The sequence below is a fragment of the Streptomyces sp. NPDC104226 genome (assembly GCF_055584085.1).
The window spans coordinates 189041-212670 of record NZ_JBVJMS010000002.1 but is presented as its reverse complement, the minus strand read 5'-3'; the positions used below and the strand labels follow the sequence as shown (position 1 = coordinate 212670).

At 72.0% G+C, this 23630-nt stretch carries 23 protein-coding genes; 14 read left to right on the top strand and 9 right to left on the bottom strand.

Features of this window, described 5'->3' with window-relative positions:
• Positions 1–75: 75 nt before the first annotated feature.
• The 7 genes from ACZ60J_RS06345 to ACZ60J_RS06315 all read left to right on the top strand — a co-directional run bounded on the left by ACZ60J_RS06345 (position 76) and on the right by ACZ60J_RS06315 (position 6312).
• A complete protein-coding gene (locus ACZ60J_RS06345; protein ID WP_469679283.1) occupies positions 76–870 on the top strand; it encodes a carbohydrate ABC transporter permease in 795 nt (264 codons plus the stop codon).
• The gene (locus ACZ60J_RS06340) at positions 867–1715 is read left to right on the top strand and encodes a carbohydrate ABC transporter permease (protein WP_469679282.1); all 849 of its coding nucleotides are present in this window, start codon (positions 867–869) and stop codon (positions 1713–1715) included. Before ACZ60J_RS06345 ends, ACZ60J_RS06340 begins: the two co-directional genes overlap by 4 nt.
• A 76-nt stretch (positions 1716–1791) precedes the next feature.
• Positions 1792–2715 (top strand): 5-dehydro-4-deoxyglucarate dehydratase, encoded by a 924-nt coding sequence (locus tag ACZ60J_RS06335; RefSeq protein WP_469679281.1) that lies wholly within the window; start codon positions 1792–1794, stop codon positions 2713–2715.
• On the top strand, positions 2715–3956 hold the full coding sequence (locus ACZ60J_RS06330; RefSeq protein WP_469679280.1) for a glucarate dehydratase family protein: 1242 nt from the start codon (positions 2715–2717) through the stop codon (positions 3954–3956). Before ACZ60J_RS06335 ends, ACZ60J_RS06330 begins: the two co-directional genes overlap by 1 nt.
• Positions 3953–5116 carry a hypothetical protein gene (locus ACZ60J_RS06325; RefSeq protein WP_469679279.1) on the top strand — a complete coding sequence of 388 codons (1164 nt, stop codon included), beginning with the start codon at positions 3953–3955 and terminating at the stop codon, positions 5114–5116. The genes ACZ60J_RS06330 and ACZ60J_RS06325 overlap by 4 nt, the downstream gene beginning before the upstream one ends.
• A complete protein-coding gene (locus ACZ60J_RS06320; RefSeq protein WP_469679278.1) occupies positions 5113–5919 on the top strand; it encodes an NAD-dependent epimerase/dehydratase family protein in 807 nt (268 codons plus the stop codon). Before ACZ60J_RS06325 ends, ACZ60J_RS06320 begins: the two co-directional genes overlap by 4 nt.
• Positions 5920–6009: 90 nt before the next feature.
• A complete protein-coding gene (locus ACZ60J_RS06315; RefSeq protein ID WP_469679277.1) occupies positions 6010–6312 on the top strand; it encodes a hypothetical protein in 303 nt (100 codons plus the stop codon).
• A 99-nt stretch (positions 6313–6411) separates the two neighbouring features.
• On the opposite strand, the gene ACZ60J_RS06310 is transcribed toward ACZ60J_RS06315, so the two are convergent.
• Positions 6412–6843, bottom strand: a complete 432-nt coding sequence (locus ACZ60J_RS06310; RefSeq protein ID WP_469679276.1) for an OsmC family protein — start codon at positions 6841–6843, stop codon at positions 6412–6414.
• A 264-nt stretch (positions 6844–7107) separates the two neighbouring features.
• Here ACZ60J_RS06310 and ACZ60J_RS06305 point away from each other — a divergent pair, with 264 nt between their 5' ends.
• Complete coding sequence (locus tag ACZ60J_RS06305; protein ID WP_469679275.1) at positions 7108–7680, top strand: snapalysin family zinc-dependent metalloprotease; 573 nt, start codon at positions 7108–7110, stop codon at positions 7678–7680.
• A gap of 131 nt (positions 7681–7811) precedes the next feature.
• Here the strand turns inward: ACZ60J_RS06305 and ACZ60J_RS06300 are convergent, their stop codons facing one another.
• Positions 7812–9266, bottom strand: coding sequence for an MFS transporter (locus ACZ60J_RS06300; RefSeq protein WP_469679274.1), 1455 nt, complete (start codon positions 9264–9266; stop codon positions 7812–7814).
• Between the two features lie 198 nt (positions 9267–9464).
• On the opposite strand from ACZ60J_RS06300, the gene ACZ60J_RS06295 reads away from it, so the two are divergent.
• Positions 9465–10121, top strand: coding sequence for a TetR/AcrR family transcriptional regulator (locus tag ACZ60J_RS06295; RefSeq protein WP_469680249.1), 657 nt, complete (start codon positions 9465–9467; stop codon positions 10119–10121).
• A 19-nt stretch (positions 10122–10140) separates the two neighbouring features.
• On the opposite strand, the gene ACZ60J_RS06290 is transcribed toward ACZ60J_RS06295, so the two are convergent.
• The 3 genes from ACZ60J_RS06290 to ACZ60J_RS06280 form a co-directional block, all read right to left on the bottom strand.
• A complete protein-coding gene (locus ACZ60J_RS06290) occupies positions 10141–11055 on the bottom strand; it encodes a hypothetical protein (protein ID WP_469679273.1) in 915 nt (304 codons plus the stop codon).
• Complete coding sequence (locus ACZ60J_RS06285; RefSeq protein ID WP_469679272.1) at positions 11052–12065, bottom strand: SPFH domain-containing protein; 1014 nt, start codon at positions 12063–12065, stop codon at positions 11052–11054. Before ACZ60J_RS06285 ends, ACZ60J_RS06290 begins: the two co-directional genes overlap by 4 nt.
• An 89-nt stretch (positions 12066–12154) precedes the next feature.
• Positions 12155–13222: a YVTN family beta-propeller repeat protein gene (locus ACZ60J_RS06280; RefSeq protein WP_469679271.1), complete on the bottom strand. Its 1068-nt coding sequence runs from the start codon at positions 13220–13222 to the stop codon at positions 12155–12157.
• Positions 13223–14145: 923 nt separating this feature from the next.
• Here ACZ60J_RS06280 and ACZ60J_RS06275 point away from each other — a divergent pair.
• Positions 14146–15360 carry a cation:proton antiporter domain-containing protein gene (locus ACZ60J_RS06275; RefSeq protein WP_469679270.1) on the top strand — a complete coding sequence of 405 codons (1215 nt, stop codon included), beginning with the start codon at positions 14146–14148 and terminating at the stop codon, positions 15358–15360.
• A gap of 148 nt (positions 15361–15508) precedes the next feature.
• Here ACZ60J_RS06275 and ACZ60J_RS06270 read toward each other — a convergent pair whose 3' ends face one another.
• The gene (locus tag ACZ60J_RS06270) at positions 15509–16744 is read right to left on the bottom strand and encodes a PTS transporter subunit EIIC (RefSeq protein ID WP_469679269.1); all 1236 of its coding nucleotides are present in this window, start codon (positions 16742–16744) and stop codon (positions 15509–15511) included.
• 378 nt (positions 16745–17122) lie between these two features.
• On the opposite strand from ACZ60J_RS06270, the gene ACZ60J_RS06265 reads away from it, so the two are divergent.
• Together ACZ60J_RS06265 and ACZ60J_RS06260 are read left to right on the top strand one after the other, a co-directional pair.
• Positions 17123–17872 (top strand): GntR family transcriptional regulator, encoded by a 750-nt coding sequence (locus tag ACZ60J_RS06265; RefSeq protein WP_469679268.1) that lies wholly within the window; start codon positions 17123–17125, stop codon positions 17870–17872.
• Between the two features lie 110 nt (positions 17873–17982).
• Positions 17983–18972, top strand: a complete 990-nt coding sequence (locus ACZ60J_RS06260; RefSeq protein ID WP_469679267.1) for an L-threonylcarbamoyladenylate synthase — start codon at positions 17983–17985, stop codon at positions 18970–18972.
• Between the two features lie 9 nt (positions 18973–18981).
• On the opposite strand, the gene ACZ60J_RS06255 is transcribed toward ACZ60J_RS06260, so the two are convergent.
• Positions 18982–19623: a carbonic anhydrase gene (locus ACZ60J_RS06255; protein ID WP_469679266.1), complete on the bottom strand. Its 642-nt coding sequence runs from the start codon at positions 19621–19623 to the stop codon at positions 18982–18984.
• 213 nt (positions 19624–19836) lie between these two features.
• On the opposite strand from ACZ60J_RS06255, the gene ACZ60J_RS06250 reads away from it, so the two are divergent.
• The gene (locus ACZ60J_RS06250; RefSeq protein ID WP_469679265.1) at positions 19837–20523 is read left to right on the top strand and encodes an alpha/beta fold hydrolase; all 687 of its coding nucleotides are present in this window, start codon (positions 19837–19839) and stop codon (positions 20521–20523) included.
• A 157-nt stretch (positions 20524–20680) separates the two neighbouring features.
• Positions 20681–21634 carry a tellurite resistance/C4-dicarboxylate transporter family protein gene (locus tag ACZ60J_RS06245; protein ID WP_469679264.1) on the top strand — a complete coding sequence of 318 codons (954 nt, stop codon included), beginning with the start codon at positions 20681–20683 and terminating at the stop codon, positions 21632–21634.
• Between the two features lie 32 nt (positions 21635–21666).
• On the opposite strand, the gene ACZ60J_RS06240 is transcribed toward ACZ60J_RS06245, so the two are convergent.
• Positions 21667–22893 (bottom strand): sensor histidine kinase, encoded by a 1227-nt coding sequence (locus tag ACZ60J_RS06240; RefSeq protein ID WP_469679263.1) that lies wholly within the window; start codon positions 22891–22893, stop codon positions 21667–21669.
• Positions 22884–23546, bottom strand: coding sequence for a response regulator transcription factor (locus ACZ60J_RS06235; RefSeq protein ID WP_469679262.1), 663 nt, complete (start codon positions 23544–23546; stop codon positions 22884–22886). The genes ACZ60J_RS06240 and ACZ60J_RS06235 overlap by 10 nt, the downstream gene beginning before the upstream one ends.
• Positions 23547–23630: the final 84 nt, after the last annotated feature.

Sequence of the window (23630 nt, the reverse complement as noted above, 5' to 3'; positions counted from 1 at the left end):
CGGCGGGGGTGGCTGACCCCCTGGCTGTTCCTCGCCCCGGCCCTGCTCCTCTTCGCGCTCTTCAAGTTCCTGCCGATGTGGCGGGCGATCGAGATGAGCTTCCACGAGGTGCGGCCCTACCTCGGCGACCGCTGGGTGGGCGCGGCCAACTACGGGCAGGTGGTCACCGACGAGGCCTTCCTCGACGCCATCGGGCACACGCTCGTCCTGGCCGTCGGCCAGACCGGCGGCTCGGTCGTGCTCGGGCTGGTCCTCGCCCTGTTGCTGGAGGGCACCGCCCGAAGGCTGTGGATCGTCCGCACCGCCGTCTTCCTGCCGACGGTGACCGCCATGGCGGTGGTCGCGGAGGTCTGGCGGATCCTGTACCACCCGGCCGCCGACGGCGCCGTCAACACCCTGCTGGGCTGGCTGGGCGCCGGGCCCTCGCAGTTCCTGGGCAGCCCCGACAGCGCCCTGTGGTCGGTGATGGCGGTGGGCGTGTGGCGCGGCGCCCCCTACGACATGATGATCTTCCTGGCCGCGCTGGCCGGCGTCGACCGGTCCCTCTACGAAGCCGCGGCCGCCGACGGCGCCGGAGTACGCCGCCGGGTCTGGCACGTCACGCTGCCCGCCCTGCGCCCGGCGTTCGTCATCCTCTTCACCCTCGCCGCGATCCGCTCGCTACGGGTCTTCACCGAGATCTTCCTGCTCACCAACGGCGGGCCCAACGGCTCCACGGAGGTGCTGATGACCCTGATCTACAAGCTCGGCCTGGAGCGGGGCGAGCTGGGCGTCGCGGCCGCCGGGTCGATGGTGCTGCTCGCGGCCTCCGTCGCGCTGACCCTGGCCGTACGCCTCTCCGGTGCCCGCGGAAAGGAGGTGGCGCGGTGAGCCGTCTCGACACCGCCCTGGGACTGGAAGAGCGGCGCGGTCCGCTCGCCGCCCTCGGCAAGCTGCTGCTGTACGTACTGCTGGTGACGGTCTTCGCGGGGCCGCTGCTGGCCCTGCTGGCCAGCGCCTTCAACCGGAGCACCGACCCGACCGCGCTGACCCTGCTGCCGACCAGGCCGACCTTGGAGAACTTCCGGGCCGCCATCGACCGCGACGTACTGCTCTACCTGCTGAACTCCTTCCTGGTGGTCGGCGGCGGGCTGCTGCTCCAGATCGGGGTCAGCATCTCGGCGGCCTACGCGCTCGCCCGCAAGCGCTTCCCGGGACTGCGGCTCGTGCTCCTGCTCATCCTCAGCACCATGATGCTGCCCGAGGAGATCCTCGCGATCCCGCTGTCCCTGGTCCTCTCCGACCTGTCGCTCACCGGCAGCCTCTGGGGAATGATCATCCCGGTCGGCGCCTGGGCCTTCTCCATCCTGGTCACCGCGGAGTTCATGAAGGAGATCCCGGTGGAGCTGGAAGAGGCGGCCCGCCTCGACGGAGCCGGCGACCTGCGGGTCTTCTGGTCGGTGATCCTGCCCCTGTGCAGACCCGCGCTCGGAGTCATCGGCATCTTCGGATTCACCATGATCTGGGACCAGTACATGCTGCCGCTGCTGGTCGCCACCGACGCGCGGCAGTTCACCCTGCCGCTCGCCCTGCGCACCCTGCGGGCCGACGAGGAGGTCGGCATCGGCGTGCTGCTGGCCGCCGCCCTCCTCGCCCTCCTGCCCAGCGTCATCGCCTTCATCGCCATGCAGCGCCAGTTCATGCGCGGCCTGACCTCGGGCGCCGTCAAGGGCTGAACCGCCCACGGCCCCCCACACAAACATCCACACGCGCTACCTCACGCACGTCCGCACCCACTCACAAGGGGAACCCATGCGCCTGCAAGGGCTGCTGTCCTTTCCACTGACCCCGTTCACCACCGACGACAAGGTCGACCTGGCCGTCTTCGCCGACCATCTGGAGCAGCAGATCGCCGCCGGCCCGGCCGGCCTGTTCGTGGCATGCGGCACCGGGGAGTTCACCGCGCTCGCCGCCGACGAGTACCGCGACGTGGTCGCCACCGCCGTCCGCGTCGCCGACGGCCGCCTCCCCGTCGTCGCCGGCTGCGGCGGCGGCCCCCGGATGGCCGGCGAGTTCGCCGCGACCGCCGCCGAGTGCGGAGCCGACGGCCTGCTGCTCCTGCCGCCGTACCTCATCGCCTCCACCCCGGCCGGGCTCCTCGAACACATCCGCTACGTCGCCGCCGCCACCACGCTCCCGATCACCGTCTACCAACGGGCCAACGCCGTCCTCGACGAGGCCGCCGCCGTCGGGCTCCTCGACATCCCCACCGTGACCGGCATCAAGGACGGACGCGGCGACGTCGACGCCATGCTGCGCCTCGTCACCGCCATCCGCACCAGCGGCCACCCGCGCGCCGCCGAGTTCGGCTTCCTCAACGGCCTGCCCACCGCCGAACTCTCCGTCCAGGCCTACGAGGCCATCGGCGTGGCCTGCTACTCCTCGGCCGTGCTCTGCTTCGCCCCCGACCTCGCCACCGCCTTCCACCGCGCGGTGCGCACCGGGAACACGGAGGCCGTGCAGGTACTGCTCGCCGAGTTCTACCTGCCGTTCGTCGCCCTGCGCGACGCCGCACCCGGATACGCCGTCTCGCTGGTCAAGGCCGGGGCGCGGCTCGCGGGGCTGGCCGTGGGCCACGTCAGGCCGCCGCTCGTGGACGCCTCACCGGAACACGAACGCCGCCTCGCCGGCATCATCGCCCGCGGCCGCGCCGCCCTCGCCGCACTGGAGGTGTGATGCGCGTCCGGGAGGTGGTCGTCACCCCGGTCGCGTTTCCCGACCCGCCCCTGCTCAACTCGGCCGGGGTGCACCAGCCGTGGGCCCTGCGCGCCATCGTGGAACTCCGTTGCGGCGACGGGCTGACCGGACTCGGCGAGACCTACGGGGACGCCCCGCACCTCGCGCTGCTACGGGAGGCCGCCGCGGCCCTGGTGGGCCTGGACCCGTACGACACGAACGGCCTGCTGCGCCGGATCCGGTCCGTGCTCGGCGGTGCCGACGCCCCGGACCGGCACGGCCTGACGGGCGGCTCCACCCCGGAGAAGACCGTCCTGCGGGTGCTCAGCCCGTTCGAGGTGGCCTGCCTCGACCTCCAGGGACAGCTGGCCGGACGGCCCGTCGCCGACCTGCTGGGCGGCCGGGTCCGCGACCGGGTGCCGTACGCCGGCTACCTCTTCTACAAATGGGCCGGCCCCGATCCGTACGGGGAGGCGCTGGACCCGGACGGGATCGTCGCGCAGGCCAGGGCGATGGTGGACACCTACGGCTTCCGCTCGCTGAAGCTGAAGGGCGGTGTGCGGCCGCCGGAGGAGGAGATCGACGCGATCCGCGCCCTGCGTGATGCCTTCCCCGACCACCCGCTGAGACTGGACCCCAACCAGGCCTGGAGCGTGGAGACTTCGACGAAGGTGGCTGCGGAGACCGAGGGCCTGCTGGAGTACCTGGAGGACCCCACTCCCGGAATACCCGGCATGGCCGAGGTGGCCCGGACGGCTCCGATGCCGCTGGCCACCAACATGGTCGTCGTCGGCACCCAGGACATCCCCGAGGGCTTCGGGCAGCGCGCCGTAGGCGTGGTACTGGCCGACCACCACTACTGGGGCGGGCTGCGGCGCTCCGTCGAACTCGCCGCGATCTGCCGGGCGTTCGGCGTCGGCGTCTCCATGCACTCCAACAGCCACCTCGGGATCAGCCTCGCCGCCATGACCCATCTGGGCGCGGCACTGCCCGAGATGACCTACGCGGCGGACACCCACACGCCGTGGCAGTGCGGGGTCGACGTGCTCGCCGAACCCCTGGCGATCGAGGACGGCTCGGTGCCGGTCCCCGACCGGCCGGGCCTCGGGGTCCGGCTCGATCCCGACGCGCTCGCCCGGCTGCACGAGAACTACCTGCGCTGCGGCATCCGGGAGCGCGACGACACCGGCCACATGCAGACCTTCGACCCCGGCTACGAGAAGAGGCGCCCGCGTTGGTGACGCCGAACCCGACCCCGAACCTGACCCCGACCCAGGCCCCGCCCCCCACGGTCTCCGGCCACGCCTACCCCTGGGACGTCGTCGGCGATCCCGGCTTCGCGGACCGGGTCCGCGAAGCCGGGCTGGACTCCGTCACCCTGGCCGTCAGCTACCACTCCACCCGGGCCGCCACCCCGCTGCACCCGCGCCACCGCTTCGTCGACGCCCGGCACTCCGCCCTCTACCGCCCCGTCCGGGCCGGTGCCTGGGCGGGACGCCGCCTGGTGCCGGCCGGCGCCGCCTGGGTGGAGGACGCCGACCCGGCGGCCGCCGCGGCCCTGGCCCTGGCCGAGGCCGGGATTCCGGTGAGCGCCTGGCTGGTACTGGCCCACAACAGCCTCCTGGGCACCCGGCACCCGGATCTCGCCGTCACCAACTGCTTCGGCGAGACCTACCCCTATGCGCTCTGCCCCGCACAGGAAGAGGTACGGGAGTACTGCGCCACCCTCGCCTCCGAAGCCCTGCGCGACCTGCCCCCGCACGCGGTGCACGGGGTCTCGCTGGAATCCGCGGGCCAGCTGGGCGCCGTACACGCCGGCTGCCACGAGAAGTCCGACGGGGCCTACTCGCCAGCCGAGCTGCGGGCCCTGTCGGTGTGCTGCTGCGCGGCCTGCCGCGCCGCGTGGCAGGCCGCGGGACTCGATCCGGAGCGCGTGACCGGGCACCTGCGCGGCGGAGGGGACCTCCCGGCGGAGCTCGGGGATGCGCTCCTGCACGTCAGGCACGAGGCCGCCGACGCCCTGCGCGCGCGGGTCCTGGAATCCGTACGGACCACGCTGCCCGGGGCGGAGGTGACCCTGCACGCCCACCCCGACCCGTGGGCCACGGGCCCGTCACCCGGCCTCACGGAGAGCGCCGCCGCGGACGCGGACGCCCTGCTCGTCCCCTGCTGGCCGACGGGACCGGAGAGCGCCGAACTGGTGTGGCAGGCCGTCGAGTCGGGACTCCCGGTCAACGCGTACGTCACCACCCTGCCCCCCGCCGCCCCGGCCGCACTGCCCGCCCACGTACGGCGGCTGCGTGCCGCGGGCGCGACCCGGCTCAGCCTCTACCACCTCGGCCTGCTACCCAGGCAACGACTGCCGCTGCTCGCGGCCCTGGCGAAGGAGTTCCGCGCATGACCCGCCCCCGCACCATCCTGCTGACCGGCGCCGCGGGCGGTGTCGCCACCCTGCTGCGCCCGCTCCTGCCCGCCTACGGGTACACACTGCGCCTCGCCGACGTCCGGTCGGTCGACGGTGCCGGGGGTCCGGACCGCCTCACCTTCGACCTGCGGGACACCGACGCCGTACGGGAGGCGGTGCGCGGAGTGGACGCCGTCGTCCACCTCGGCGGGATCTCCCTCGAGGACGGCTTCGAGGCCGTCCTCGACGCCAACATCCGCGGTACGTACCACCTCTACGAGGCGGTACGGGCGGAGGGCGTGCGCCGCGTGGTCTTCGCGAGCAGCAACCACGTCGAGGGATTCGTCCCGCTCACCGGCCGGCCCCTCCCGGCCGGCGAGCAGCTGCCGGTCCGGCCGGACACCTACTACGGGCTGTCCAAGGCCTTCGGCGAGGGCCTGGCCTCCCTGTACGCGGACAAGTACGGCGTGGAGACGGTGTCGGTACGCATCGGCTCCTGCTTCGAACGCCCCCGTACCGTGCGGATGCTGTCGACCTGGCTCAGCCCGGCCGACTGCGCCCGTCTGGTCCACGCCGCCCTGACCGCTCCCGACGTCGGCCACACGGTGGTCCACGGAATCAGCGCCAACACCCGCGCCTGGTGGGACCTCACCTCTGCCCGCGCCCTCGGCTACGTGCCGCAGGACGACGCGGAGTCCTACGCGCCCGGACTCCTGGCCGAGTACGGCGAGCTCGACCCCGACCACGTGGACGCCCGCTTCGTGGGTGGACACTTCACCCGCGAGGGCCTCACCCCCTGACCCGTCATCACCGTGAGTGCGGATGCCCTACCCTCGGTGACGAACGAACGGCAGTGGTCACGGCAAGGCGAAAGAGGCAGGTGGACCGGGATGCGCGAAACACGAAGCGTGGCACGGGTGCTGGGGGCGTGCGCGGCGGCGCTGACCCTGGCGCTGGCGGCGCCGGGTACGGCACAGGCGGCGGACGGGGTGCTGTTCATCGATCGGGCGCCGGTGCACGACCCGTCCGGCTGCTACCCGCTCGGCGACTTCGCGCCCTCGGAGGTCGCCAACTTCACGGACGAGACCGCCTTCGTGTGGTCGGGCCCCCACTGCGACGGCCAGGTGACGGGCACCGTGCTGCCCGGTCAGCTGGTCCGCCCCGCCCCCGGCATGAGCCTGTTCGTCCAGTAGTCGAACCCCGGGTGGGCCCTGCCGGCGCCGACGCGTTCCCCAGGGCGTCGCCGCCGGCACGGTGGGGGAAGAACTCGCCTCGAGGGCGGTCAGGGCTCGTCAGTCCGTGTCGACGACTGTCACGGTGACCGGGGTTCCGGCCTCCACCGTGCGGCTGACCGTGCAGAGCTTGTCGTGGGAGGTCTTCACGGCGCGCGGCAGGATCGCTGCGGCCCGGTCGCCGCCCTCACCTTCGGGGAAGCGGACGGTGAAGGCGACCTGAAGGTCGGTCATGCGGTTGCCGCCCGCGTCCTCGGCCTTGTGTCCCTGGACGGCGACGGAGAACTCGGTGGGTTCGGCGTGCCGGCTGGTGGCGACGTCCACGTCCGCCGCGGAGCACCCGCCGATCGCGGCGAGGAAGAGCTCGACGGGGGTGAAGCCCCCGCCGGACCCGGTGCCGAAGGTGATGGTGTCACCGCGGGAGTTGGTCGCGGTGAACATGCCCGGACCGGTCCGCTCGACGGAAACGGAGCGCAGAGAATCAGCAGTCATGCCATGGACGGTAGTCCCCCCACCACCACAACCCCGCGCACGGCACCCTCGAATCACGCGCCCGCTGACCGGGCAGCGGCCGGAGTGCCTGCCGGAAATGGCTGGCAGGTGCATGACGGGTTGGCCGGGTGCGGGGCTACGTTCTTAGGGCTCCGGAGGGGCGGCCGTCCGAACGTGCGGGCCCACCGGCGGGCGGTGGCGGCGTCTCCAGTGCCCCGGTTCCGCCGAGGGGCCGGGTCCCCCCACGGATGAAGGAAGACGACCATGTCTCTGGGCACCTGGCTGAAAGTCGGCACCTCCGCCGCCGCACTGGTCCTCGCGGCGGCAACCGCCGCGACCGCGGCCCCCACGCCCGCGCCGGACGCCTCCGCGGCCGTAGTGACACTCCGTTACGACGACAGCCGGGCCGTCGGCTGGGAAGCGGCCATCACCGCCGGCGTCGCTTCCTGGAACGCGAACGTCAGCAACGTTCGGCTGGTGGAGGCCCCGCCCGGGGTCCGGGCCGAGATCGTCATCGTGGCCACCACCGGCTGGCCGCAGGCCACCCTCGGTCCGGTCCGTCCCGGGCGACAGGTGCGCGTCGAACTCGGCGCGCAGGCCGTGAGCCAGGGGTACGACAAGACGCGCATCGCCGCCCACGAACTGGGCCACAGCCTGGGCCTCCCGGACACCAAGCCGGGCCCGTGCTCCCAGCTGATGTCCGGGTCCAGCGCCGGAACGGCCTGCACCAACGCCGTGCCCAACGCGACCGAGCGCTCCCGCGTGCAGAACGCGTACGCGAACGGACTCGCGGCCGTGGTGCCGACCGACGGCCGGATGCTCATCGACGCCCCCTGACCGGAGGGTCACCAGGGGCGGACCGGTGCGGCGCCCTGACGGGGGACACGACTCCCGCAGGGCGCCGTCCCGGCCCACGCGCGTGAACATCTACGAGAACATGCTCTGACCCCCGCGCCCCGTTCGGGGCCTCAGTGCTCGTCCGTGGTGCGGGAGTCGGTGAGGGCCAGGGCGCCACCGGCGGAGATGATGCCGACGACGATCGCGAGGAGGCCGTAGGCGATGCGTTCGCCGTGGAAGAAGGAGGCGACGAGCTCGTCGCTCCAGGTGCCGACGGGCAGCTGCGTGGTGACGAGGACGGCGATCAGGGTGCCCACGAGGGCGGTGCCGAGGCTGGAGCCGACTTCCTGAGCGGTGTCGTTCAGGGCGGCGCCCAGGGAGGTGCGGTTGGCGGGCATCGCCTCGACGAGGGCGACCGCGCAGATCGTCATGACGGTGCGCAGGCCGATGGTCATCAGGACCATGCAGGCCGCGATGGCCGGGTAGCCGTGCCCGACGCCCCACGAGAGACCGGCGAGCGCGCCGGCCATGCAGGCGGCGCCGACCAGGCAGGCGATGCGGTGGCCGAAGCGGTGCGCGAGCCACTCGGAGAGGGGGGTCGCGACGAGCATGGTGACGATGATCGGAAGGTTGGCGAGGCCGGCGCGCATCGGGCTCCAGCCGTAGGCGTACTGGAAGTGCAGGATGAGTCCGAACATCACGCTCGCCATGGCGACGGAGGTGCCGATCTGGGCAACGGCCGCGCCCCGGACGGTGCCCCGGGAGAAGAGGCTCAGGTCGAGCATCGGGGCGGCCGTACGGCGTTCGTGCCGGACGAAGGCGATCGCGGAAGCCACCGCGCCGGCGATCGAGGCAAGGGTGATCGCAGAGCCCCAGCCGTGCTCGACGCCGCTGGTCAGGGTGTAGCAGGCGAGTCCGATGGCGGCGATGCTCAGGGCGGCGCCCGGCAGGTCGAGGGCGTCCCGGGTGAGGTCCTCGGGGCGGTCGGCCGGGACGCCGAGCCGCACGCCGATGCAGGCGATCAAGGCGATGGGCGCGTTGACGATCAGCAGCCACTGCCATCCGACGTGGGCGAGGACGGTCCCGCCCAGCAGCGGCCCCAGGACGAAGCCGGACATGCCGACGACGATCATCACCGTCATGGCGCGCATCCGCAGGGCCTGGTCGTCGAAGAGGCGGAAGACCAGGGAGTTCGTGATCGGCGCCATGGCGGCCGCGGCGATCCCGAGGGCGGCCCGCAGGACGATCAGTTCCCCCGTGGTCGTGACCAGGACCACCGCCAGGCTGAGGGAACCGAAGACGGCCAGCCCGATGAGCAGCACACGGCGGCGGCCGAGCCGGTCGGCCATCGATCCGGCGGTGAGGAGCAGGCCGCCGAAGGTGAGGGAGTAGGCGCCGGTGACCCATTGCAGTGCGGTCGTGCCGCCGCCGAGATCGCGGCCGATGGTGGGCAGCGCGATCGACAGCAGCGTGTTGTCGACCATCTCGACGAAGAAGGCCAGGCAGAGGGCGGCCATGGGTATCCACGCCGCCCGTAGGGAGGGATAGGTGCGCGGGACGGGAGCGTGCGTCGTGGTGGTGGTCATGGCGACCCCTTCCGATAGAACGCGGTACGAGTATCGAACGACGCACGAGTATCGAACGCTGTTCCATTCGCTAAGGTAGAACACCGTTCGATACGATGCAAGCGAGAAGGTGAGAAGGCGGGAAAGCGAGAAGGGGACTCCGTCATGCCACGTCCACAGAACGGCACCGGCAAGACTCGTCGCCGGGCATCGCACTCCATGGAGTCGGTGCTGGCCGAGGCGGTCGCCCTGCTCGACGAGGCCGGGGCGCCGGCCCTGACGTTCCGGGCGCTCGCCCAGCGCCTCGGCGGCGGCGTCGCGAGCATCTACTGGTACGTGGAGAACAAGGACGAGCTCCTCGACCTCGCCACCGACCACGTGATCGGCTCGATCCTGGCCGAGGTGGAGAAGCTCCCCGGCACCGAGGACCCCGTCGACGACCTCCGCGCGATGGCCCTCACCCTCTTCGACGCCATCGTCGACCGCCCCTGGCTCGGCGCGTACTTCATGCGCAACACCGACGTCCAGAGCAACACCCTGCGCCTGTACGAACTGCTGGGCAGGCAGACCTTGCGCCTGGACCTCACCGCCCGCCAGCGCTTCCACGCCGTGTCCGCCATCACCGGCGTCGTCGTCGGCTCCGCGATCGACCTCGGCCAGGAACCACCCCGGGAAGTCCTCGACGGAGAGGTGGACCGCGACGACTACCTCGGCCGCTTCGCCCAGACCTGGCGGGAACTGGACCCGGCGGAATTCCCCTTCGTCCACGAGATCGTCGACGAGTTCGAAGGCCACCAGGACATCGACCAGTTCCGCGCCGCACTCGACCTCACGCTGGCAGGCCTCCGCCTCCAGGCCGCGGCGCGCGCCGTCTGAACCGAGGGGAGTGACGCGCTTACGTCACCAGGCGCAGCGAGGTTCCGGCGATGCCCAGCCGTACGCTCTGGCCCCAGGTCAGCTCCAGGGCGTCGCTCTCCATCCCGTCGCCGAACACCACGATCCGGTCCGACTCCACGGTCAGCTGCAACGCCTGCCCAGGCTCCAGCTCCCCGGCGACCCTCGTCGTACCGGTCGCGGGGGAGGGCCATGCCTCCCGTACGAACCACAGGAGCCGCCGCTCGCAGGGTGCGGGCAGCGCGGCGGAGCTGCCGCGCTCCAGCCACAGGGAACGCAGCCAGCCGGTGGCCCCCGTGCCGGTGCCCACCAGCACGCCGGAGGAGGCCTGGGCCTCACCCTGGCCGCCGTCGCCGTCGCCGTTGTCACCGTCGGAACCCAGGCGGTAGCGGGCCGTCTGGTGACCGTGCGCGCCCAGGTAGATCTCGTTCAGCGCGAGCAGGCGCTGGGTGTCGTCGGCGACGGCCTCGACCATGGTCAACTCCTCCGCCCGGCCTCCGGCGGCGATGGCCGCACGCAGCAGCGCGGCCGTGTCGGCGCAGCGGTGCCGGACCAGGACCCCCGGGTTCCGCCCCGGGTCGGTGTCGATGCCCACCACCGGCTGTCCGTGCAGGTACTTCGCGGTATTGGCGACCAAGCCGTCCTGGCCGACCACGACCACCACGTCCTCCGGGGCGAACAGGAAGCGGTCCAGGTCCGACCGCTCCACCCGGGAGCTGCGCCAGGTGAGCGGCACGGCCGCCGCCACCTCCCGCAGCGCCTGCCGCGTGCGTTCGTGGCGGCGGACCACCTCGTCGATCGACCGGCCCCGGCTGGACAGGAAGAACGCGGCCTGCCCGTGCGTCCCGTGCCGGGCGAGCAGCTCCTCGTACTCCGTTCTGCGGTACACGACCACCGCCCTCGGGGCCAGGCTCACGCGCCCGCGCCGCCTTCCGGGCGTCCGAGCTTGGCGAGGAGCCCGGTGAGGACGTCGGGGGACAGGGTGATGCTCTCGATCCGCGGCAGGTTCTCCGCCAGCCGGGTCGCCGCCAGGGCGTGCAGCGTGCCCGGGCCGGCTTCGTCGTGCACCCGCAGCCAGGCTGCCTGGACCTCTGCCTGCGCCGCGCCCGTCTCGCGCGCCGCCTCGGCGTCCGCGCGGGCCAGGCTGACCTTGCGGGACGCCTCGGTCTCGGTACGGATGCCGTCCGCCGCAGCCTTCTCCTCGGCCTCGCGGCGGGCGTTGGTGCCGCGCTGGTCGATCAACTGCTCCTCACGCCTGGCCAGTTCGATCTGACTGGCCAGCTCGTTCTCGGCGATGGCACGCTCACGCTCGACGGCGACGGCCCGTCGCTCGTAGGTGGCCCGGTCCGCCTCCTGCTGGATCTGTTCGCGGGCGGGGGTGCGCAGGGCGCGCTCCACCTCGGCCTCGGGGCGGATCGCCACGACCCGTACGGCCACCACCTCGATGCCGGTGGCCGGAAGTCTGGGCTCGGCGGCGAGACCGGCAGTGACGCTCGCCCGCACGGAGGCGACCCCGTCCACCAGAGCGACGGCCAGCGGAGTGCGGGCCAGTACGTCCAGGGTGTGCTGCTGCGCGGTCTCGGTGAGGAGCGTGGCGATCTGCTCCAAGGGGGCTCCGCGCCAGCTCCCGGTGTCCGGGTCGACGGAGAAGTCGAGCCGGGCCGCGGCTTCGGCGGGGTCGCTGACCCGGTAGGTGACGGTGGCCTGCACGGCGACGTCCTGGAAGTCGGACGTACGGGCGTGGAACGCCATGGCCAGCTCCCGGTCGTCGACGGGGACTTCGGACAGTGCCGCCGAGAGCGATCGGTACCAGAAGCTGAGCCCCAGCCCGTCGTGGACGAGCCGGCCGCGCTTGTGGTGGCGGATGTGGGCGGTGGGCGCGGAGCGCAGATGACGCCAGCCGAAGCGCCGGGTGATGTCGGCCATGGCGGCCCCCCTTAATTTCGTCAAGGCGACGATAACGACACATGGTCATATCGTCAAGGGGACGAAAAGGGGCGCAACGAGGCGCCTCGTCAACGCGGGAGAGCCGCACCTGCGCGGTGCTCGGACCTCGGGCCGTGCCCACCGTCTCCGCGCATCGCTGCCACGCCGGTCGGCCCGTCGCCCACGGCCACCGTGTCCGTGACACGGGCTGTCGAGGTGTCGATGACGGACAGCGTGTCCGAGTCGAAGTTGCTGACGTAGGCGAGCGAGCCGTCCGGGCTGACGGCGAGGCCGTTGGGGCCGTGTCCGACGGCAACGGTCTCCGTGACGGCGCGGGCCCGGGTGCTGATCACGGAGACGGTGTCGGACCCGATGTCGGCGACGTACACCTGTCGCCCGTCCGGCCGCACCGCGATCCCCGCCGGCTGGTCCCCGACCGGGATGCGGTCCGTTTCCGTGCCGCCGTGGACGTCGACCACCGACACGTCGTCCGAGGTCAGGTTGGAGACGTACAGGCGACGGCCGTCGGGGGTGAGTACCAGGGCGGTCGGTCCGCTGCCGACGGGGATGGTGCCGGTGACCGTCCCGGTGGCGGTGCGGACCACCGAGACGGTGTCGGACGAGGCGTTGGCGACGTACAGGGTGCGTCCGTCGGGCGCCACCGCCACACCCAGGGGAGCATCGCCGACCGCGAGGGTGTCCGTCACGGCGCGGGTGCGCGTGCTGATCACCGAAACGTCGTCCGACCCGACATTGGCGACGTAGACGTTCCGGTTGTCGGGAGAGACCGTCACTCTGCTCGGTTCGTCCCCGACGGCGACGGTGTCGATGACCGTCCTGGTACGGGCGTCGATCACCGATACGGTGTCCGCCGCGGAATTGGTGACGTAGACGCGGGAGCCGTCCGGGCTGACGGCCACGCTGTCCGGACCGTCCCCGACGGGAACGCTGTCCACGACGGTGCCGGTGTCGGAGTCGACGACCGACACCGTGTCGGAGTGGAGATCGGCGATGTAGACGAGGACATCAGGCCGCGGCGACGACCCGACCGCCGTCGCCCCGACGGCTGCGCCGGCCAGGTTTCCCGGGCCCATCAGCACCACTGTCCCGCAGAGCACCACGGCCGCTCGCCGCACCAGGTCCTGACTCCTCGTCATGGGGCCAAACTAAAACGCCGCAGCGGAAACCCACGCGAGCCACGCTGCGTCGAACCGTTCGCAGTAGTCCTGCCTGGTACCGCAGCGCAGGCACGATCCGGACTTCGGCCGGATGGCGGAGGGGCGTCTACGAGGCATCTCCCCGTGCGAGCCTCAGCATCTCCGCATCCACCACGGCTGGGACGGATCGCCATAGGAGTCCACGATCGTGCGGGAAAGGAAAACCTCGTCAAGGGGATGCACCAGCCGCTGGAGCTCCCGCGCAGCATGTCGCGGCAGTCCGCACAGGGCCTGCTCCAGCATGTCGCGGGGATGGGCGTCAGAGGGACAGCACGCTTGGACTCCGCAGCCACGGTCCTGTGGTTCTGTCAGCTTGCGGGTCGGCCCGTGAACAGTACGGACCCACCGGGCCATCGCGTCGGCGACAGCTCCTGGCCACAAACCTGAATCCTCGAACGTGGCGATCTCGCTCTGCGTGCGCGCCGAGACCCCGGAAACCATCTTCCTGCCGTGCGCCGCTCGGAGCCTGCGCGGCAGCTTGGCGCGCACCTGGCCTGGCCGTCTACGCGCCATGGGCCTTTCGTTGGTTCGTCATGGACGACATCCTCGCAGAGCAGGACCGCTCCGATCAATGCGGCCTCGAACGTCCTGCCTGCCGAGAGGCGCTGCGGTTCCCCTGCGCCCACGCCTTCGTGAGCGGCCAACCGGGGGTAATTGCCCTGTGGCTTGCGATCCTCCCCGTCCGCGTGCGCGGTTCCTGGGTTAGCGTCCCCGTCCATGGGCCTCCCGGGGCCGGTAGGCGGCGTGCCAGGAGGCTGGTCTCGCCGCGGCGGTCTTCGCCGGCGCGTGACGGGCCATGGTGATCAGGTCCGGCTCCCGGACGGGCCGGAAGGCTCGCCCGGTCTTCCCCCGTGCGAGTGCTCATGCTGGCGTTTCTCATCGTGGCGTGCCTGCTGTTGGCCTGGTCGGTGACCGCTGAACGGTTCGCCCGGTGGAGCGTGACGGCGCCGCTAGCCTTCGCGGTCGCGGGTGCCTTCCTGACCACCGGTGACGATCCGTGGGTGCAGGAGAACCTGAGCGGGCACGGCTTCCAACGGGGCGTGGAGATCGTCCTGGCGTTGCTGCTGTTCCTGGACGCCTGCGAGTCCACCGAGTACCACCGGCTGAAGACCACGGTCGGCGCATGGCGCCTGCTCGGTCTCGCACTGCCCCTGGCCATCGGCGCGGCGACTCTCGCAGGGGGCCTGCTCTTCCCCGGTACCGGGTGGTGGCTGCTGTTGGTGGTCGCGCTGGTGGTGATGCCGATCGACCTCGCGCCCATCTCCACTCTGCTGGCCGACGAGCGCATCCCGCTGCGGGTGCGTGCCGCGCTCAACGTGGAGGGCGGTCTCAACGACGGGCTGATCTCCCCGGTGTTCCTCTTCGCCGTCGCCCACGTGACGGCGGTCGGCGACGGCGGTGTGGCCTCGCTGCTGTGGAGGGTGGTGCGGGAGTCGGCGTTGGCACTGGTCATCGGCGGTCTGCTGGGGGCGGGGGCGGCATGGCTGGTCAGGCGGGCCCTCGCGGCGCAGTGGGCCACGACGGAGAGCCTCAGGCTCGGGACACTGGCACTGCCGTTCCTCACCTACGCGGCGGCCGTCCTCGTCCACGGCAACGGCTTCGTCGCGGCCTTCGTCGCCGGTGTCTGCTACGCGCCCGCCGCCCGCGCGCTCGGTCACGCGAACCTGTCCCTGGTGCACCACGTCGGGCAGCTCCTGGCCTTCGCGGTCTGGTTCCTCCTCGGCGGGCTGGCGGTCGACGAGTTCGCCGACGGGATCACGGCGGCCGAGGTCGGCTTCGCCCTGATCGCCCTCACGCTGGCCCGGTTCCTCCCGGTCGTGCTCTCCCTGACCGGGACGGCCTTGTCGCTGCCCGAACGTGCGGCCGTGGGCTGGCTCGGCTCCCGCGGGGTGACCTCGATCGTCTTCGCCACCCTGGCCGCGGGCCGGCTCCCCGACGAGGAGGGCGATTTCGTGGTCGCGGCCATGTGCCTGACCGTCCTGTTGAGCGTGCTCCTGCACGGCCTGTCCGCCCGGCCGATCGCCCTCGCCTTCCAGCGCAGGGCGGCGACGCGCGCCCCGGAGACGGACAAGGTCTGAAGGCGCGCTCCCCAGGCCGCGCAGCGGACCGAGAGACCCGGAGGGCGCGCCTCCGGATCCCGCCCGGCCGAAGGGCCGTACGGGATCCGGGGGAGGAGCCGCGTGAGGAGGGTGCGGTGACCCGGGCGTCAACGCCGTCCGTCGCGCGTCATGCGTCCGGCGCCTCGTCGTCGGGCTCGCGGCCCGGGGTCTGCAGGTTGAACTTGATGATGGTGAAGCGGAACAGCACGTAGTAGACGACCGCGAAGCACAGGCCGATGGGGATGATCAGCCACGGCTGGGTGGCCAGCTTCCAGTTGAGCAGGTAGTCGATCAGACCGGCGGAGAAGCCGAAGCCGTCGTGGACGCCGAGCCCCCAGGTGACCGCCATCGACAGGCCGGTCAGGACCGCGTGGATCGCGTAGAGGGCCGGCGCCAGGAACATGAAGGTGAACTCGATGGGCTCGGTCACACCGGTGACGAACGAGGTCAGGGCGAGCGAGACCATCATGCCGAGAACGGCCTTGCGCCGGTGCGGCTTGGCGCAGTGGGCGATGGCGAGCGCCGCGGCCGGAAGACCGAACATCATGATCGGGAAGAAGCCGGACATGAACTGGCCGGCCGTGGGGTCACCGGCGAAGAACCGGGGGATCTCACCGTGCACGACCGTGCCGTCCAGCTTGGTGAAGGACCCCACTTGCTGCTGGAAGAAGGTGTTGAGGAACTGGTGCATGCCTACGGGGATCAGTCCGCGGTTGAACACGCCGTAAATGCCGGCGCCCGCCGAGCCGAGGCCTATCAGCCACTGGGAGAACGAACCGAGGGCTTCGCCGACCGGTCCCCAGGCCAGGCCGAAGACGACACCGAAGGCGGTCCCGATGAAGGCCATCAGGATCGGCACGAGGCGGCGGCCGTTGAAGAAGCCGAGCCAGTCCACGAGTTGGGTCTTGTGGAAGCGCTGCCAGACGATCGCGGAGACCAGGCCGACGAGGATGCCGCCCAGGACTCCCGGGTCTTGGGGCGCGCCCTTGGGCAGGGCCTCGGTGACCGATCCGGCGATGGGGAAGGCCGTCAGCACGTTCTTGTACACCAGGAAGCCGACCAGGGAGGCCAGGGCCGTGGACCCGTCGGCCTTCTTCGCGTAGCCGATGGCGACTCCGACACAGAACAGCAGGGGGAGGTTGGCGAAGACGCCGTTGCCGGCGGTCGCGAAGACGTCGGCCACGGTGCCCCAGTGGAGGCCGTCCTTGCCGAACACGTCGTCCTGGCCGAGGCGCAGCAGGATGGCGGCGGCAGGAAGCACGGCGACGGGGAGCTGCAGGCTGCGGCCTACCTTCTGCAGGCCCTGCATCAGTACGGCGCCGGTCTTCTTCTTCGCCGGTTTCGCTGTGGTGGCGGTACTCATCGTCGTCCTTCGGAAGGGGGAGGGGAGGAGGTGGGCAACTCGGGTGGGACCCGGGGGCGGCCGGTGACTCTCCACCCGCTGTGGCTCACGCCCGGGGCCAAGGCCGCGCACTGTTGCGTTTCCTACACCTCAGATGTACCAGATGCAGACCAGATGATCCGAGGCCGTCGGACTCACCAGGGGAGGGGCGAAAGCCCCGAAACTGCCCACCGGTCCTCAGGCGCGGGACCGCGGCGCCGCGGAACCGCAGGACCGCGGAACCGCAGGACTCCGCGGCGGCGGCCGGAAGGTCCCGTGGGGGAGACTTGGGAGGTGGGGGTGCCGTGCCCCCGGCCTGCGCCGTCCCTCGCCGCACCGACCCCTGGAGGAGCCGTCGTCGTGTCCGTGTCTCCCGATCTCGCGCCCGTGGTCCAGGACGGCTCCCACCCGCCCTACGTCCTCACCCGCGATGCCCTGGCCCGGGCGATCTCCACCGGGGCGCTCCCGGCCGGCCGCCGCCTCCCCTCCGAACGCTTCCTGGCGGAGCAGCTCGGCGTGAGCCGGGTGACGCTCCGCCGCGCCCTCGCCGAGCTCCAGGAGCGCGGGCTGATCGAGTCGTCGGCCCGGCGCGGGTGGCGGGTGCGGCCCGTCGCCTTCACCCATACACCCGGATCCGCGGCGCCTGGCTTCGCCGACCTGAACCGGGCCCTGGGCTTCGCCGCCACGGCCCGGGTGCTGGTGCAGCGCGTACGACCGGCGGACTCCGAGGAAGCCGAACAGCTGGACATCCCCACCGGGACCCGGACCTTCGAACTCCGCAGGACCCGCTTCCTGGACGGCCTGCCGGTGTGCGTCTCGCACGATCTCGTACCCGACGCGTACGCCGCGGGCTTCGAGGACACGGACTTCTCGACCGCCTCCCTGTTCGGTGCGCTCCGCGACGCAGGAGCTGCGGCGGGTGCGGCGCTGTACACCGCGCGCGCCGCCCTCGCCGGGGCGGACGAGGCGGCCCTCCTCGGGCTGACCCGGCCCGCCGCCGTACTGAACGCCAGCCGGCTCACCTTCCTGGGCGACTCCCGCACGCCCCTGGCATGGAGCCGCGAGGTGTATCACGCAGGCCGCTACGAACTCCGCCTGAGGCTCGACTGACGCAATTGGCGCAACTGACGCAACTGACGCGACTCGACGGCCGTGCCCGGGTCCCCTTCCGGTCCCAGCCGAAGCCGACGCGTCATCGAGGGCGCGCCGCCGGACCTAGGATGGCGCGGGTGACGGCGACAAGCATGGACATCGAGAAGGCGGCCGACGTGCTGCGGGCCGGGGGCCTGGTGGCCCTCCCGACGGAGACGGTCTACGGACTGGGCGCCAACGCCGAGGACCCTGCGGCAGTCGCGCGGATCTTCCAGGTCAAGGGCCGCCCGCCCACACACCCGCTGATCGTGCACATCGGCGCCGCGGACCAGCTCGACGACTGGGTGGCGGAGGTACCGGAGACCGCGCGCCTGCTGGCGGAGCACTTCTGGCCGGGTCCGCTGACGCTGGTCCTGCGCAGGGGCCCGCGCGTGCCGCTGGAGGCGACGGGCGGGCTGGAGACGGTGGCCGTGCGCGTACCCGACCATCCCGTGGCCCTCGCGCTGCTGTCGGCGTTCGGCGGCGGCGTCACGGCCCCGTCGGCCAACCGCTTCGGCGCGGTCAGCCCCACCACCGCCGACCACGTCAGGCAGGAGCTCGGCGACGCCGTCGACTTCGTACTGGAAGGCGGCGCCTGCCAGGTCGGCGTCGAGTCGACCATCGTCGACGTCACGGGCGACACCCCGAGCATCCTGCGGCCCGGAGGTGTGACCCGCGAAGACCTCGAGGCGGTGCTGGGCGGCACGCTCGCGGTTCCCGCCACCAGCGGCGTCCGGGTCCCGGGCCAGCACCCCTCCCACTACGCGCCCACCGCGCGGGTCGTCCTCGTCGAGCCGGAGGACGTCCTCGCCGAGGCCGGGCTCGCCCGGGACCAGGGACACCGGGTGGGCGTCTTCCTGCCCGCGGCCTTCGCCGGCGCAGAGGTGAAGGCCCACGCCGTCGTGGCCCTGCCCGAGGCGATGGACGCCTACGCGCAGGGGCTGTACGGGTACCTGCGCGAGCTCGACCAAGCGGGCTGCGACCTGATCGTGGCGTCCCTGCCCGCCCAGGAGGGCCTGGGCCTGGCGATCGCCAACCGGCTCCGCCGGGCGGCGGGACCCCGCGACGACACCCGCTGAGCCGGGCGGTCAGGAAGCGGTCGCGTCCACGGGGTCGAGCCCGCGCGTGGTGACGACCTGAGCGCTGCCGTCGGCCAGCCGGTACGACATCCCCACGACACCCAGTCGCCCGGCGGCAACGGCCTCGGCCAGTACTCGGGAGCGCTCCAGCAGCAGGTCCACGGTCTGCTCGATGTGCTCCGCGAGGATCTCGTCGGCGCTGTCGCGTCCGGCGGCGCGGGCGGCGAGCACGCTCGGGGTCACCCGCTCGACCACGTCCCGGACGAAGCCGCCCGGCGTCTGCCCGTTCTCCAGGGCGGAACGGGCCGCGGCGACCGCGCCGCACGAGTCGTGGCCGAGGACCACCACGAGCGGTGCGTTCAGGACGCTCGCCCCGAACTCGATGGAACCGAGAACCTCGGTACCGGCGACGTGCCCGGCGGTGCGGACGACGAACAGGTCGCCCAGACCGCGGTCGAAGATGATCTCGGCTGCCAGCCGGGAGTCGGAGCAGCCGAACATCACGGCGAACGGCTGCTGGGAGGGAGCCGTCTCCGTGCGGCGGACGGCGTCCTGGTTCGGGTGCTCGGGCGTGCCCGCGACGAAGCGCTGATTGCCGGATATGAGCAGGTCGAAGGCGTCACGGGGCGTAGGGTTCTGGATCTCGATCATGCCCGCAGCCTACGACCGGACCCCGGCTGCCGCACCGCCTGGTCCCCGGCGGGCCATCCCGACGGCTGCGCCCAGCAGCCGCGCAGCCGATTCACCGCGCTCGCCTGATCGGGTCACCCCGGATGTAGCAGCACCCTCCCCGATGTGGACTGGCTCCGTCAGTCAGGTGTGCGGATCACCCTGCGATCCGCGCCGAGCGGAGGAAACGTACCGATGGCACCGACGAAACCGAGCGTCGTATTCGCCCACGGCTTGTGGGCCGACGGCTCCTGCTTCAGCAAGCTGATCCCCACACTGCAGCGCGAGGGCCACGAGGTGATCTCCGTCCAGAACTCCCTGGACTCGCTGGAAAGCGAAGTCGACGCCGTCCACCGCGCCCTGGACCGAGTCAGCGCCCCGGCGATCCTCGTCGGCCACTCCTGGGGCGGATACGTGATCACCGCCGCCGGAAACCACGAGAAGGTCGCCGGTCTCGTCTACATCGCGGCCCTGAGCCCGGATTCCGGCGAAACTCCCCAGGAGCTGATCGGCCGCTTCACCACGCCCGAGCTGTTCTCCCACCTCCAGGAGGAGAACGGGCGCATCTGGATCGCCGCCGACGGCATCTCCTACTTCTGCGGCGACCTGCCCCCGGAGGACCAGCAGCTCGTCTGGGCGACCCAGGGCGCACCCCGCGCGGAGATCCTCGCCTCCACCACCGACAACCCCGCCTGGAAGTCCAAGCCGGCCTGGTACCTCCTCACCACGGGCGACCAGGCGGTCCACCCCGACCTGCAACGCTTCGTCTCCGAGCGCATGGGCGCCACCACCGTGGAGGTCGACAGCAGCCACGTCCCGATGCTCTCCCAGCCCGAAGCCGTACTCGACCTGATCCGCAAGGCCGCCGCAGCCGCAGCCTGAGTTCCCCACCGGGGCACGAAGCCCGGCCCGTCTGCTCCGGCCGGGCGGGTCCGCCCGCAGCGGCCGAGGGACGCCGGCGTCCCTCTCACGGGCGGATCACCTCCGTGTCCCGGCGCTCCGGTGGCGGGGCCGTGGAGCGGGCGATCCCATAGGGGGCATGGACCTGGACGCGGGCAGAACCTCCTGGTGGGCCACCCTCCCCCCGGCCGCGGGAGCGGCCGTGATGGCGACGGGCATCGTCTCCGTCGGCTTCCACCTCACCGGGTACGAGACGGTGTCCCTGGCGCTGCTCGCGCTCGCGGCGGCGCTGTGGCTGGTCCTCGCCTACGATTTCGCGGCCCTGCTCCTCGGCGACCGGCACGCCTGGCAGGAGCGGTCGGACACGCCGCCCGCCCTCACCGCGGTGGCGGCCACCACCGTGCTGGGCGTCCGGCTGTCGCTCCTGGGCCGCGACGCGGCCGCCGCGGTCCTGCTGATCCTCGCCTTCCTCGTCTGGCCGGTGCTCCTGACCGGGGTGCTGCGCCATCTGGCGTGGCGTGCGCCCGGAGCCGTCTTCCTCATCTGCGTGGCCACGCAGGGCCTCGTCGTCCTCTCCGCGACCCTCGCGCCCCACACCGGCCACTGGCTGGCGTGGGCCGGGCTGGTGCTCTTCCTCCTCGGACAGATCCTGTACCTGGACGCGCTGATCCGCTTCGACTTCCGCCAAGTCCTGGCAGGGGCCGGAGACCACTGGGTGGCCGGCGGGGCCATGGCCATCTCGGCCCTCGCCGGCTCGAAGCTGCTGGCCTGCGGGGTCTGGTCCGGTACGGCGTACGAGGCGCTGCGCGTGGCGACCTTCGTCCTGCTCGGCCTCGCCCTGGCCTGGTACGCGGTCCTCGCGACGGGCGAGGTGCTGCGGCCCCGCCCGCGCTACGACCTGCGACGCTGGGCCACCGTCTTCCCCCTCGGCATGACCTCCGTGGCCGCCCTGTCGACGGGCACGGCAGCCTCGGTGCCCTGGCTCGGCACCCTCGGCCGGGTCCTCCTGTGGATCGCTGCAGCCGCCTGGCTCCTCACCGCCTACGGCATGCTCCACACGGGCGTGCCGGCCCGCCGCCACCCCGCGCCCTGACCGGGGCGCGGTGAAGCCGACACCTCTGGCGCTCAGGGGAAGCGCAGGGTGACGGCGAGACCGCCGTCGGGGCCGGGGCGGGCCGTGAGGGTGGCGTGGTGGGCTCGGGCGATGGAGGCGGCGATGGACAGGCCCAGGCCGTGGCCGGTGGTGGCGGTGCGGTCGGCGTCGAGGCGACGGAAGGGCTCGAAGAGGTCGGAGATGCGGTCGGCGGGGATGCGGGGGCCGGTGTTGGTCACCGTCACGGTGGAGGCCCCGGATCGTACGAGGACGTGCCCGCCGGGGTGGTTGTACTGGATGGCGTTGCGGATCAGGTTCGTCAGCAGGTGGCGCAGCAGGACGGGATCGCCGGGAACGAACAGGGGCGCGGTCGCGTCGGTGTTGATGCGCAGGCCGCTTTCGGCCGCGAGCGGCGTCAGTTCGGTGGTCAGGATCCGGGCCGTCGCCGTGAGGTCCACGGGTTCGGTGTTCTCCAGGCCGCGGTCGCTGCGGGCCAGGAGCAGGAGCGCGTTGATGAGCCGTTCCGCTTCCCGGTTGGCGTCGAGGAGGTCCTCACGGACTTCGGTGAGGCCGTCGGGCAGGGGGTCGGCGAGGCCGACCTGGAGGGTGGCGCGCTGGACGGCGAGGGGGGTCTTCAGTTCGTGCGAGGCATTGGCCACGAAACGGCGCTGGCTCTCGAAGGACCGCTCGAGCCGGTCGAGCATGGTGTCGAAGGTGTCGGCGAGGCGGTGGAGTTCGTCGTCGGGGCCGGTCAGTGCGAGGCGTTGGTGCAGGTTCTCTTCGCTGATGCGGCGGGCTGCTTCGGTCATCGAGGCGACAGGGCGCAGCGCCCGTCCGGCGAGCCACCATCCGAGGAGCCCCGCGATCAACGCCATGACGAGGAGGCCGATGCCGGACCAGAGCATCATCTGGCGCAGTGCGGCGTTCTGGACGGCCTGCACGGTCTGGTCGATCTTCTGGATCGACGCGCTGTCGCCCGGCGGTTCGGGGAGCTGGTCGGGCCGTGAGGGGAGCGGCTCCACGAGCTCGGCCTGGGGGTCTGTCTGGGGGTCGGGCGTGGTGGGGGTCCTCTGCCCGTCGGGCGCGTCGTGGTAGGTGATCGCGATGCCCTGGACCTGCTGGGCCGTTCCGTAGCGGGCGAGTACCACGACGAAGGTGAGGAGGAGGATGCCGGTCAGCAGGAAGAGGCCGGAGAAGGCCAGGGCGAGGCGGGTGCGGAAGGGCAGGCGGTCGAGCAGGGCCCGGGGGGTCATTCGCACAGCCGATATCCCTCTCCCTTGTCGGTGAGGATCAGGCAGGAGTCCCCGAGTTTGCCGCGCAGGCGGCTGATGGTGGTGCGGACCACGCCGGTGCCGGTGTCGAGGTGCTCGTCCCAGACGGTGCGGACGATCTCGTCGTGTGCGACCAGCCCACCGCCGGCCCGCATCAGCATGCGCAGGACCGCGGTCTCCTTTGCGGACAGCTCCAGCGTCGTCCCGTCCACGGACACTTCGCGGCGCGTCTGGTCGAGGGTGATGTGCCCGAAGTGCAGCAGGGACGGGGCAGGCTTGGGAGTGCGCCGGCTCAGCGCCCTGACCCGGGCGACGAGCTCGGTGAAATCGAAGGGCTTGGCCAGGTAGTCATCGGCGCCGAGCTCGGTGAGACCGTAGATCCGGTCCGTTAGCTCGCCGGCCGCCGTGAGCATCAGGATCCGGGGCGGGTCGGCGAGCTCGCGCAGCCGTCTGCAGACCTCGTCCCCACTCATCACCGGCAGGTCGCGGTCCAGGATCAGCACGTCGTAGGCGGTGAGCAGGCACATCCGCTCGGCCTCGTCTCCCGTGCCGGCGATGTCCACGGCCATGGCCTGGCGGCGCAGACCGGTGGCGATGGTGCGGGCCAGGACACGGTGGTCTTCGGCTACCAGGACTCTCATGGATCCAGGAAATCAAGATCAGGATTACAGCCGGATAAGGACGCGCGGGCGCTCCCGGAGAGCTGAACGACTGGCTGCGGCCGG